Annotated in this window: 12 protein-coding genes; 11 read left to right on the top strand and 1 reads right to left on the bottom strand. The window is 37.8% G+C overall.

What is annotated here, in order from left to right; genetic code table 11:
- Positions 1-47 precede the first annotated feature (47 nt).
- Positions 48-2,189, top strand: coding sequence for a hypothetical protein (locus AB3N04_RS09915; RefSeq protein WP_368505863.1), 2,142 nt, complete (start codon positions 48-50; stop codon positions 2,187-2,189).
- On the top strand, positions 2,173-2,586 hold the full coding sequence (locus AB3N04_RS09910) for a hypothetical protein (RefSeq protein WP_317123792.1): 414 nt from the start codon (positions 2,173-2,175) through the stop codon (positions 2,584-2,586). The genes AB3N04_RS09915 and AB3N04_RS09910 overlap by 17 nt, the downstream gene beginning before the upstream one ends.
- A gap of 52 nt (positions 2,587-2,638) precedes the next feature.
- On the opposite strand, the gene AB3N04_RS09905 is transcribed toward AB3N04_RS09910, so the two are convergent.
- Positions 2,639-4,585 (bottom strand): ABC-F family ATP-binding cassette domain-containing protein, encoded by a 1,947-nt coding sequence (locus tag AB3N04_RS09905; RefSeq protein WP_368505862.1) that lies wholly within the window; start codon positions 4,583-4,585, stop codon positions 2,639-2,641.
- A gap of 237 nt (positions 4,586-4,822) precedes the next feature.
- On the opposite strand from AB3N04_RS09905, the gene AB3N04_RS09900 reads away from it, so the two are divergent.
- The 9 genes from AB3N04_RS09900 to AB3N04_RS09860 all read left to right on the top strand — a co-directional run bounded on the left by AB3N04_RS09900 (position 4,823) and on the right by AB3N04_RS09860 (position 12,909).
- Positions 4,823-5,458 (top strand): redox-sensing transcriptional repressor Rex, encoded by a 636-nt coding sequence (locus AB3N04_RS09900; protein WP_047972964.1) that lies wholly within the window; start codon positions 4,823-4,825, stop codon positions 5,456-5,458.
- Positions 5,459-5,489: 31 nt separating this feature from the next.
- Positions 5,490-5,672, top strand: a complete 183-nt coding sequence (locus AB3N04_RS09895; protein ID WP_368505861.1) for a twin-arginine translocase TatA/TatE family subunit — start codon at positions 5,490-5,492, stop codon at positions 5,670-5,672.
- A gap of 17 nt (positions 5,673-5,689) precedes the next feature.
- The gene (gene tatC / locus AB3N04_RS09890) at positions 5,690-6,454 is read left to right on the top strand and encodes a twin-arginine translocase subunit TatC (protein ID WP_368505860.1); all 765 of its coding nucleotides are present in this window, start codon (positions 5,690-5,692) and stop codon (positions 6,452-6,454) included.
- Between the two features lie 135 nt (positions 6,455-6,589).
- Complete coding sequence (locus AB3N04_RS09885) at positions 6,590-6,757, top strand: Fur-regulated basic protein FbpA (RefSeq protein WP_082153739.1); 168 nt, start codon at positions 6,590-6,592, stop codon at positions 6,755-6,757.
- A 130-nt stretch (positions 6,758-6,887) separates the two neighbouring features.
- Positions 6,888-8,294 (top strand): MDR family MFS transporter, encoded by a 1,407-nt coding sequence (locus tag AB3N04_RS09880; RefSeq protein WP_368505859.1) that lies wholly within the window; start codon positions 6,888-6,890, stop codon positions 8,292-8,294.
- A 209-nt stretch (positions 8,295-8,503) separates the two neighbouring features.
- A complete protein-coding gene (locus AB3N04_RS09875; RefSeq protein WP_368505858.1) occupies positions 8,504-9,835 on the top strand; it encodes a cytochrome ubiquinol oxidase subunit I in 1,332 nt (443 codons plus the stop codon).
- A 14-nt stretch (positions 9,836-9,849) separates the two neighbouring features.
- Positions 9,850-10,863 carry a cytochrome d ubiquinol oxidase subunit II gene (locus AB3N04_RS09870; RefSeq protein WP_368505857.1) on the top strand — a complete coding sequence of 338 codons (1,014 nt, stop codon included), beginning with the start codon at positions 9,850-9,852 and terminating at the stop codon, positions 10,861-10,863.
- A gap of 318 nt (positions 10,864-11,181) precedes the next feature.
- Positions 11,182-11,700 (top strand): hypothetical protein, encoded by a 519-nt coding sequence (locus AB3N04_RS09865; RefSeq protein ID WP_368505856.1) that lies wholly within the window; start codon positions 11,182-11,184, stop codon positions 11,698-11,700.
- A gap of 99 nt (positions 11,701-11,799) precedes the next feature.
- Entirely contained in the window at positions 11,800-12,909 is a 1,110-nt protein-coding gene (locus tag AB3N04_RS09860) for a CdaR family transcriptional regulator (RefSeq protein ID WP_368505855.1), read from the top strand.
- Positions 12,910-12,973: the final 64 nt, after the last annotated feature.

Below are 12,973 nucleotides of genomic sequence, written 5' to 3'. Positions count from 1 at the left end.
TGAATAGTGTGGATATGTCAGAAAATTAGACGAAAAGGCTGATTGTTATGTGGAAGAGAGTAAGTTGGTTATTACTAGTTATGGTTCTCCTTGTTCATATCCCAGTATCAGCTCACACAGACCCTAAGTTAACCGTAATACTTGTACCTAGTCTTTCTTTTGATGACGCTGAACTACTGTGGGAGCATGGAGAGAATCAACAGCTTTGGCAAAATGCTGCCTTAGGTGCCGTGAACGTTAAACCAGATGGACCGTACTCCTATTTAAATAACATGGTAAGTTTGGGGAGTGGTGGGAGAGCGGCCGGTATCCAAGAATGGAACAGTTATGAAATAGATGAAATGGTCGACCAGAATGTAACCGCCAATCAATTATTTATGCAGTTAAATGGGGTCTCTGCTTCTTATGGATTGGTGCATCCACTATTTCACCGTTTAGTGGATAAAAATAAACAGTCAACACATCAAGCGCAAATAGGGAGCCTTGGGGACTTATTAAACGCGGCAAATATTAATAGGTTTGTACTAGGTCACAGTGATACAAACCAGCAGAAGGTTAGATATGGGTCGCTACTAGCTATTGATTCAAAAGGAATAATAAATGGTGCGATTGCATCATCGGTTGAGAGTAATCAAAAATCAGCTTTTGGGATGCAGATGGACTCTGAACTACTTTATCAACAGTTCATCAACAAAGATGGTTTACTTGTCATTGAATGGGGAGATCTTTATCGTTTGTATGAACAAAGAGTGTGGATGGATCAAAGTCATTTTAAAAAAGAGAGAATGCACCAATTAAAACGCTTAGAAGCATTTATCGCACGGCTTGTGAAGAAAGATAACGGAGAGATATGGCTACTCTCGCCAATGATGAATAAAGAAGCCTATGATAATAAGCAACAGTTAGCCCCTCTTTATATTTGGCACAAAGATAAAGGTGGGTATGTCCATTCAGTTACGACAAATCAATCATTTCTTCTGAGCAATATTGATATTGTGCCATCAATCCTTTCTCACTTCGGGTTAGATGTACCATCTAAGTTACCCGGTAATAACATCATCATTAATGAACAGGAACAGCTTGATAAGGCAGTTGTCTTTGATCATGTAAACGAATTAACATTTATATACAAAACACGCGCAAACGTGCTTTCTACATATATCACGACCCTTGTATTGTTGTTAATAACAGCAGGAGGGTTAATGATTTTTAAAAATCCTCAATTTCTTGGGCGCAATGCATTAAAAGTCATTATTCTATCTGCACTTTGCTCGCCGTTACCTTTTTTGATAGGGGCAAAACTACTTATCCACACTGGGGTTGCTGGATTTGTTCTTTTTGTTTTAATCACTTCATTAGCTTGTGGATATTTGGTCAATCGTATGGGAACCTATTCGATTTCGATTATAGGAGGATTGCTATTTTTTTTCATTTCCTTGGATTTAGTACTAGGCACACCTTTCATGCAGCGCTCTTATCTTGGCTATGATCCTATTATTGGGGCAAGATATTATGGGATTGGAAATGAGTATGCTGGAGTATATATTATTGCTGGATTAGCATTTTTAAGCAGTGTAAATTCTTTGAAAAAAAGTTGGATTGTTTTATCTGTGAGTTTCGTTATGCTTATCCAACTTATACTGTTAGGATACAGTGAGTTTGGTACCAATGCTGGGGCTACCATATCTGCGGGAATCGCCTACTCATTTTTCCTCTACCGGCTATTGAATTTGAGGCTTTCTTTTGTACGCGTGATTTTACTCGGAGTGATTTCAGTCTTATTGCTGTTTTTCTTTTTATATATGCTACAATTAACTGGAAACAAAACACATATTGGGGCAGGGTTTAATCGTTTACTTGAAGGTGATTTCTCCTACATTTTTAATACAATGGAGCGGAAGTTGACGATGAATTGGAAGATCTTCAGGCATTCAAATTGGACACAATTATTTGTGACCAGTTATGTAGTTGTGATGGTCATGCTTTTTAGAAAGATACTATTAAAAAAGTATCAGATCCATGCATTAATCCTCCAAACGGGAGTGACTGCATCAATTGCTCTGCTTTTATTAAATGATTCTGGAGTTGTCGCTGCGGCAACGTCCATGTTTTGTGTCGTATCTATTCATTATTATTGGTTATTGGAACATAAGCAAAAAGGGGAGCATGAGATTGGAGAAAAAAATTAAACGAGCACGAATGCTACGTATAGGGGTGCTCGTCGTCTTAGCCGTTGGTTTATTACTGGACTACTTTCCTCATTTGGTTAACGGTGGGTTAGGAGGTAGGGGAACCTTTTTCTTACTATTAGTAGGTTTTGGTTTTGCTGTGGCAGCTGAAGTAATGATCCCACGTGATAAAAGAAGAAGACAAGGAATACCAATATGGGAGCATGATTTGTTTTTTATTTTTTATGTGATTGGTTTAATTGCTCTTTTCACCTACTTTGGTGGAGAATCTCAAGTTGGTTTAAGCATCACTCATCCTGTATTGTGGATTTTTGTTGTCTACGCGTTTATCAAATGGAATCTTGATCGTAAGTCTAGACCACAAGATGAAGAAGAAGAGATCAGTAAAAAAAATTAAAAGATCAAAGGCATTCACTAAATGAATGCCTTTGATCTTTTTTTATGATTTCTTATTCTGATTGCAATTCTTCCCATTCTGCCAATAACTGCTCAATTGAACGTTTGTGGTGATCTATTTCTTGTTGAATCGATTGGGCTTGTTCATGGTCTGAGTAAATCTCAGGATCACATAGTGCTTCCTCTTGTGTCGCAAGGTTTGTTTCGAGATCTTCAATCTTTGTCTCGATTTCTTCAATACGACGTAAGCGTTGACGCTCTTGACGTTTTGCTTCTTTATCCTGTGCAAAAGATTGTTTGTCCGTTTTTCCTTGAGTAGGGTCAGAAGCATGTGAAGATGAATGTCCTTGTTCTTCTTTTTCTTTTAACAAAAGCCTCTGACGATTTTCTTCTTTTTTCTCTAGGTAATAATCATAGTCACCTAAATAATCCGTTACTTGTCCATTGTCTAATTCACATACTCTTGTAGCAAGTCGATTTAGGAAATAGCGATCATGTGAAACGAAAAGAAGGGTACCGGGATAGTTGATTAAAGCTGCTTCAAGCACTTCTTTTGCATCAAGGTCTAAATGGTTTGTTGGCTCATCTAGTATCAGTAAATTTGCTTTTTGCATCATTAATTTTGCTAAAGCAAGACGAGCTTTCTCTCCTCCACTTAAAGCTGATACAGGCTTTAAAACATCATCGCCTGAAAAGAGAAAGTTACCAAGAACGGTTCTGATTTCTTTTTCAGGTAGCAATGTATAATCATCCCATAATTCGTGAAGGACTAATTTATTCGATTTTAGCTTTGCTTGTTCTTGGTCATAATAGCCAACCACAACGTTGCTTCCAAATCGAATTGTCCCATTTGTATAAGGAATTTGTTTCGTAATGGCTTTTAAAATGGTTGATTTACCAGCGCCGTTTGGACCGATCAAGGCGACACTTTCCTCCCGATTCAAATCAAGTTTAAGATTAGAGAAAATAGCCTCTTCGCCATACTGTACTTCTAAATTGTCAATACGTAAAACTTCATTTCCGCTTTGTCGTTCAATTTGAAAAGAGAAGGAAGCGGATTTTTCATCTCCTTCAGGTCGGTCAAGTCTATTCATTTTTTCAAGTTGCTTACGACGACTCTGCGCCCTTTTAGTAGTAGACGCACGAGCAATATTGCGCTGAACGAAATCTTCTAATTTAGCGACTTCACCTTGCTGTTTTTCATATTGCTTTTTCTCAAGCTCATAGCGCTTTGCTTTTTCTTCTAAATAGTGAGTGTAATTACCAACATATTTTCTAGAATGTGTACGTGAAATTTCAACAACTTGTGTCACAATCTTATCAAGAAAATAACGGTCATGAGAAACAATAAGGATGGCCCCTGGATAACCTTGAAGATATTGCTCAAGCCATGTTAGCGTTTCAATATCGAGATGGTTGGTAGGTTCATCTAAAATAAGCAAGTCTGGTTTCGTTAATAGGAGCTTCCCTAAAGCAAGCCTTGTTTTTTGTCCCCCACTTAGTGTTGAGATCTTTGTATTATAATCGAATGAATCAAAATGAAGCCCTGAAAGAACACTTCTAATATCGGCTTCGTATTGATAGCCACCCTTATCCTTAAAATCCAACTGCAACTGATCATATTCTGCTAATAATTTATTGTAATTTGTATCGTTGTTTAATAGATCTGGGTCCGACATTTTCTGTTCCATTTCTCTAAGTCTTTTTTCCATTTTCATAAGAGGGGTAAAGACGGTGAGCATCTCTTCCCAAATAGAAAGGCCGGATTCCAGGCCTGTATCCTGTGCGAGATAACCCATCTCAACATCTTTAGGACGGATAATATCCCCACTATCGAACGAGAGCTGACCTGCAATTGTCTTTAAGAGAGTTGATTTTCCGGCTCCGTTTCTGCCTACTAGTGCTACACGGTCGCCAGTTTGTACTTCTAGTTTAATGTTTGATAAAATCGGTTCTGCACCGAATGATTTTGAAAGGTTTACACATTGTAATAAAATCATGGGGTATCCCTCAATCCTTACATATCAATAGATTTCTTCGTTAAGTGTAACGTATATAGGATTAATCAACAACTTATTGACGAGTAGGTAAAACGATTACATTATAGTGTAAATGGTGTACAATGAGACTAATGTTTGTCTTATTTTGAAAAAGAATGACTTATTAGAACTACTCATACAGTGCTTATGGACCATAGATCGTTTAAACAGAGACGCTAGGAGAGGAGGGAATTTTAATTGAAACCAGAACAAGCAAAAATTCCTCAAGCAACAGCAAAACGATTGCCACTCTATTACCGCTTTTTAGAGAACCTACATGCATCAGGCAAGCAGCGTGTTTCATCAACTGAACTAAGTGAAGCAGTGAAAGTAGATTCAGCAACGATTCGTCGAGACTTTTCGTACTTTGGAGCTCTTGGTAAAAAAGGGTATGGCTACAATGTAAATTATTTACTTTCCTTCTTTAGAGAAACACTTGATCAGAATGAATTAACAAAAGTGATATTAGTTGGGGTGGGAAACTTGGGGACTGCTTTTCTCCATTACAACTTCTCAAAAAATAACAATACCCAAATCGAGATGGCTTTTGATGTCGATGATTCAAAAATTGGCACCGAAGTAGGCGGAGTACAAATTTACAATCTTGACGATTTAGAGAACATTTTAGATCCAGAAGTTACTGTAGCCATCCTCACAGTGCCCTCTCAAGCAGCGCAAAAGATTGCTGATCGACTTGTAGATGCAGGTATTAAAGGGATTTTGAACTTTACTCCGGCAAGGTTATCAGTTCCAGATTCAGTTAGAGTTCATCATATAGACTTATCCGTAGAATTACAGGCATTGGTTTATTTTTTGAAGCATTATCCGTTATAATAAGAGTAGATTGGACAAGGAGGTGCTACCTATGGGTTTAGGTGCAGGAAGTATTGTTATTATTGGACTTGTCGCATTGTTGATTTTTGGACCAAAAAAGCTGCCAGAGCTTGGTAAGGCAGCCGGAAATACATTGCGTGAATTTAAAAACGCCACTAAAGGCTTGGCTGACGAAGAGGACGACAAAAAGAAAACAAATAAAGATCAAGCTTAAGCAGGAAGGGTTTATAAATGGAAGCACGTGATATGTCGGTAATGGATCATGTTGGTGAGTTGCGACGTCGGATAATGATTGTCGTTGTATTCTTTCTAATAGCACTCATTGCCGGCTTCTTTTTAGCCACACCGTTAATTACGTATTTGCAAAATGCGCCGACTGCGCAAGATTTATCGATGCATGCTTTTAAGATGACTGATTCGATAAGAGTTTTTATGACATTTGCCTTTGCAAGTGCTCTAATTATTATTTTTCCTGTTATCTTATATCAACTATGGGCTTTCATTAGACCGGGGTTGCATGAGAATGAACAAAAAGCGACTCTGGCCTATATTCCGATTGCTTTCATTTTATTTCTTACAGGAATTGCTTTTTCTTATTTTATTTTATTTCCGTTTATCATTCATTTTATGAGCGATTTAGCGGAGAGATTAGATATAATAGAGCATTACGGCATTAATGAGTACTTTTCTTTCTTATTTCAAATTACATTGCCGTTTGGGTTGTTGTTTCAATTACCAGTAGTGGTTATGTTTTTGACTAGACTAGGTTTGATCACCCCAGCTTTCTTATCTAGTGTGCGAAAACTTGCTTACTTTTTATTACTAGTTATCGCCGGCTTTATTACACCTCCTGAGCTATTAAGTCATTTGATGGTTACTTTGCCTTTGTTATTCTTATATGAATTTAGCATCTGGGTATCAAGGATAACGTATCGTAAGGTATTACGAGCTCAGCGTTTAATGGAAGAAGAGGAAAAAAATCAACATAAGAAATAGGTCAAGCTGTTAAGCGTTTTTCGCTTAACAGCTTTTTTTGTAGACTTGCGATAATTTTACATAACAATTGCTGATTGAATTTGTTTAATCAAACGTTTAATTGGGAACTAAACTAGTGGAGAAAGGAGGAAAATCATGAATAGGGCAACAAGTACTACAGAACAATTAAAGGATAATTTAATTGAAAAAATAATCGCTTTTGGTGTATATAAAGTTCAAGGTCGTCAATTATTTGAGTTAACATTACAAGAAATTGAACGAGTTTATCAATCTTTAAAACAACGCCAAAATCAACATATATAAGAACGAGGCGAAAAGCTCAACGGATGTGACTTTAAAAAAGTAGTATCTGTGGGGCTTTTTTGATTTATCATTCGATCATTCATGCTATGATAAAAGAAAATCTTTCGATAGACGAAATGGTGTGTATATTATGGGGAAACTATCTAGCAAGTGGATGGTGGTAATAGCCGTACTTCTTGGTTCATTCACCATGATTTTAAATAATAGTATGTTAAACCCGGCGATTCCTAAATTGATGGAAGTATTTGATTCAGATGCAGTAAGTACTGGGTGGGTCATTACTATCTTCATGGTAACAATGGGAATGACTGTTCCTGTAACGGGATATCTAGGTGATCGATTCGGTAAAAAAAAGCTGTATTGTATTGGGCTTGCTATTTTTGTATTAGGTTCTGTCCTCGGTTCTTTTTCTTGGAATCTTTCATCGTTAATCATCTTTCGTGGTCTCCAAGGGATTGGTGGAGGCATTATGATGCCACTTTCAATGGCCCTTATCTTTGAGGCCTTCCCAAGAAATGAGCGAGGCATGGCTACAGGAGTATGGGGAATCGCGGCAATGATGGCTCCTACGATTGGACCAACGGTTGGTGGCATTCTGCTTGAGACCACAAGTTGGCATTACTTGTTTTGGTGCAACGTTCCGATTGGCTTACTTGGCTTATGGTTTGCCTTTAAATATCTGCCAATGACTGCTTCTAATAAAAAGGTTCATTTTGATTTATGGGGGTTTGTAACTGTAACAGCAGGAGTGGGGGCCATACTTCTCGCTTTAGGTAGAATGTCAGAACTTGCTCACTTATTGATGCCTCTTAATATTGGACTCGTATTCTCGGGTGTGATTCTACTCCTCTCATTTATTGAAATTGAAAAGCGAGTCGATCAGCCTTTACTTGATTTATCTCTATTCCGTGTACCTGCCTATACATATAGTGTTATTATAGCTGGTACAACTTCGATTAGTTTATTCGCAGGGATCTTTTTAATTCCATTGTTGATTCAACAAGTGTATGGTCTAAGTGCGATTATGACGGGACTTATCTTCCTCCCTTCTGCTTTATTAACGGGTTTATTTATGACGATAGGTGGGAGAATCTTGGATCGAAAAGGCGCAGGTGGCATCGTGACAACAGGACTTCTTATCCTTTCAATTGGAACATTTGCTTTAGGATTTCTTACTTTAGAAACGTCGCTTCTGTTTATCTTTACTATGATGGCCATTAGAGGGGTTGGAACTGGTTTTAGTACTATGCCAGCGACCACAACTGGCATGAATGCAATACCGGATCGATTGATTTCAAGGGGCTCAGCCATGAATAATGTGATGCGCCAAATGAGTTCAGCGTTAGGGATTGTTTTTATTTCTATATATTATGAGGTGAGACGGGGCCAACTGGTTGGTGCGATCTCGATTGAAGAGGCAAGTCTTAAAGCGATTAATGAAGGGTTTATTGTAGTGGGTCTCATCACGGCTTTATCGATTCCTGCCGCCTATTTTCTAGAAAAGAGTTCTAAGAAAGAACTTGAAAAAGCTTCATAGAAGATGAGAAAAAGACTAGAAATAATTGGTCTTTTTCTCATAGATTTGATATTGTGATTAATTTCACATAGTTGTCATAAAAAGATAGGTTTCGACCTTTGTCATTATGGTAATGTGTAATCATATACCTTTTAAAAAAGATAATGAAGTATGTGAATGATTGAGCAAATACGCAGATAAATGTTCGTTTTAATTGGGGAGGGAATAGGATGTTTGAATACGATCCGGTCTTATATAGTCGTATTTTGACGGGACTGACTTTAGGTTATCACGTTATTTTTGCGACGATTGGGGTGGGTATACCACTATTAATTGCTCTTGCTGAGTGGATAGGGATAAAGAGAAATGATGAACACTACCGTTTGCTTGCTAGACGGTGGGCACGTGGGTTTGTCATTACGGTTGCTATAGGTGTGGTCACAGGTACTGCGATTGGCCTTCAACTTAGCTTGTTATGGCCAAACTTTATGCAAGTTGCAGGACATGCGATTAGTTTGCCGATGTTTATGGAGGTCTTTGCCTTTTTCTTTGAAGCGATTTTTCTAGGAATCTATCTTTATACATGGGATCGCTTCAAGAACAAGATGCATCACTTCTTATTATTAATACCGGTTGTTATCGGAGCCTCGGCTTCAGGTTTTTTCATTACGACGGTGAATGCATTTATGAATTCACCAACAGGGTTTGAAATTCAAAACGGTGTGATTACAAATATTAACCCCATTGCTGCAATGTTTAATCCAGCTACACCAACAAAAGTGGCACATGTTCTATCATCAGCATACTTAACGTCAGCCTTTGTGCTAGCTGCCATTGCTGCTTATGCCCTGTTAAGAGGGAAAAATCACGTCTATCACAAGAAGGCTCTACATCTTACAATGACTGTAGCTGCAGTCTTTGCAGTAGCTACAGCTTTAATTGGGGATCTATCCGGCAAATATTTAGCCGAATATCAACCAGAGAAATTAGCGGCTGCAGAGTGGCATTTTGAAACATCGACAGAGGCACCTCTTGTATTAGGTGGTGTACTAGATGAAGATCAAAATATAAAATATGCACTTGAGATTCCTTATGCATTAAGTATTTTAGCTCATGGTTCTCCAACTGCTGAAGTGATTGGCTTAGAGGAGTTTAATCAAGATGAATTACCACCACTAATCGTGCATTATTTCTTTGATGCAATGGTAGGGATTGGAATGTTTTTAGCCTTCGTCTCCATTGCTTATGTAGTGATCAAACGCATGCGGAAATGGAATGAACATAACCGTTTACTGTTATGGGCCATCTTACTAGGGGGACCGCTATCAGTTATTGCTATTGTAATGGGTTGGTTCTTTGCTGAAATTGGTCGCCAGCCATGGATACTAGTGGGGTACATGACAACTGCAGAAGGCGCTACAACGTCTGCACATGTTGATCTGATGTTATACTTGTTTATTTTGCTCTATTTAATCTTAACCGTATCATGTATTACGGTTTTACGAATAATGTTCAAATCAAATCCGGTAGAGCGAGAGCTTAAAAACCGAGGCATTGAATAGGGAGGAGAGCGACCATGGATTATGAATTAATAGGTATTACCGTTCTGTGGACTTTTCTTTATGGCTATTTAATCGTGGCGTCGATCGATTTCGGCGCCGGTTTTTTCAGCTACTTCTCAAGTGTCACAGGCCGTGAACATATTGTAAATAAAGTCATTAACCGTTATTTATCTCCAGTGTGGGAAGTCACTAACGTGTTTCTTGTTTTCTTCTTCATTGGGATTGTCGGTTTCTTCCCATCAACAGCGTACTATTATGGTACAGCACTTTTAATTCCAGGTAGTATTGCTATCATTTTACTAGCCATACGTGGTTCATATTATGCTTTTCATCATTACGGGGAAAAGGGAAGTAAGTTTTATCAGTTTTTATATGGAGCCACTGGTTTATTAATTCCTGCCTCTTTATCAGTTGTTTTGACGATTTCTGAAGGTGGATTTATTGTCGTAGAATCGGACCATGTATATCTTGACTACGCCACCTTGTTTTCAAGCTTTTATTCTTGGACTGTGGTCATACTAGCCATTGTAAGTGTGCTCTATATCTCAGCTTGTTTCTTAACATTCTATGCATATAAAGCACGTGATATGGATGCATTTAAAGTATTGCGTGGATATGCGTTGTTTTGGAGTTTCCCAACGATCATGGCAAGTATACTTGTGTTCTTTGCCTTAAACGAACATAATCCTACTCACTTTGAGAATATGGTAGACCTTGCTTGGATGTTTAGTTTATCTTTTCTCTTCTTTTTAGGAGCTGTGTATTATATTTGGAAAGAGAAGAACTTAGGGCTTTCGTTTATCTTTGTCATGTTACAGTTCGCGACTGCGTTCTATGGATATGGAGCATCTCATTTGCCATATCTTCTATATCCGCACCTCACGATCTATGATGGTTTTACAAACGAGGCAATGGCAATTGCGCTTATTATTGCCTTTATAGCTGGCTTGTTCCTCTTGATCCCTTCTTTATATCTATTGATGAGATTATTTTTGTTTGATAACAAATATGTACAAGGTAAAAAGTAAGGAGGATAAGAATGGATTTTTTCTTAATTATGATTGCGCCTCTTTTGATTGTGATAATCTGTATAGCTCTATTGTTTTGGTGGGGAGCAAAAGGTAAGGCTCCTTATCAATAAATAATGCCGCCGATGAGTACTCGACTTATCGGTGGTTTTTTTATAGGCTATCAGGATAATGGTACTATTGTAGGGTAAACTATGTAGAAATTTGTAGGTTATCAGCCTTATTTTGGAGATTTTGGTTTAATCTCTTGTTGAAAGGGTATAGATTCTTAGTTATTTTTACAATATATATCAAAGTTTATTAATGGAGGTATGAAGGATGAAGGGGTATTTTAGCTTGCTAGTGGGGCTTTGCCTACTTGGTTTGGTCGCTTGTGGCCAACCAACTGAAAGCGCTACGAATCAGATGAATTCATTCCAATTTGATCAGTTGCGGAGTACAGATATTTCAGAGAAGATGAAGGTTTATTTATGGGAGGAAGGAGAGCGGGTGCTCCCATTTATTTCTCATAAAGAGACTCCTGAGCTTACTGAAAAGCATGATCAATTATTAGAATTAGTAATGAATGAGGAAGAACTTCATCAATCAGGTTATGATAATCGTTTCATTACACAGGAAAATGTCTTCGGAGCAGAGTATGAAGGTTGGCAGGAAATTGAACTCATCGTAATGGATGATCATGTTTTTTCTACTTCACCATTCTTTCAGTTGAATGAAGCTCAGTATAAAAGAACGGTGGCAATCAATTCACTACGATCACGTACCAACTCATATAAGAATCAAATTCAACTTAATCGATCAATGAACCTTAAAGATGTAGATATTCTTGGTTTATAATAGTGACAAGGTCCACCCTCCTAGAGCAGTACACTGTTTATCTAGGAGGGTTTGTTGTGTAGATTAAAGGTATAAGCAGAAGGCAAACGAGGTGGAGAGATGTTAACAAAGTTATTAGCACAAGAAATCGTAGATCGGACCATTGAGATTATTGGCTACAATGTAAATGTGATGGATAAAGACGGTATTATTATGGGGAGTGGAGATGAAAGTCGGTTGTATGAATTACACGCTGGAGCAGTAGAAGCTATTGCTAAAGGGGCGGAAATAGAAGTGAGCGATGAGGATGTAATAAGGTTGAAAGGGACAAAGACGGGGATTAACCTGCCTATTACATTTAATGGAGAAATTGTTGGTGTTATTGGGGTGACAGGACCACTTGAGGATATTCGAGGGTATGGCAAGTTAGTCAAAATGGCGGCGGAACTTTCGTTAAGCCAAGCGTTCTTAACGGCTGAACTGCAATGGGATACTCGTCACAAAGAAGAATTAGTTAGACAAGTTGTTGAAGGGAAAGTAGATAATTGGAACTTGTTTTTAACGAGAGCTGAATCGCTCGGATTGGTGATTGAATTTCCGTGTGAAGTTCTTTATATAGAAGCCCCACATTCGTTAAACCGTTCTAAAGAAGAACAACAAAAAGAAGCATTGAAAGAACTATTAAAAGCACATGGCGAGCCAATTCAGATTCAAAAAGATCAATATATCCTTTTCTTACTTGAAGGAAGAAGAATAAATAAAGAGAAGCTGATTCAAATCGTTCAAAGATACGAGCTAGAAATAGGTTGTGGAATGATGATTGACACCATACAAGAGTTACCCACATCTTATGAACAGGCTTTTGACTCGTTACAAGTAGGAAAGCTTCGTGACTCAAATACAAGAATACATAGATATGAAGATCTGTTATTAGACGTTTGGTTGTATCGAATCTCTCGATTATCAGAGGCGGAGCATTTAAAGAAAGTAATTTTACCATTGAAGAAGGATGATTTATCGATTCAGCTAATGCAAACGTTACAAAAATATATCGAAGAAAACGGTGAAATACAACAAGTGGCATCCTCTCTCTTTGTTCATAGAAATACGATTCAATACCGCCTGCAACGAATTGCGGACATCACTAAAAAAGACCCAAGAAACCTCCAATCCCTACTTGAGCTTTATATTAGTTTGAAAATAGATCAGTTCGAGTCGAATTCAACGTAGCTATATTGTGCATATGACTAAAAACACTTTAGATATTACAGGGATATTTAGTTTAAGTGCACAA

This window comes from Alkalihalophilus sp. As8PL, from assembly GCF_040939795.1.
GTDB lineage: Bacteria > Bacillota > Bacilli > Bacillales > Bacillaceae_D > Alkalihalophilus > Alkalihalophilus lindianensis.
Note: the sequence above shows the minus strand (reverse complement) of the source record. Positions and strands in the feature narration are given on the sequence as shown.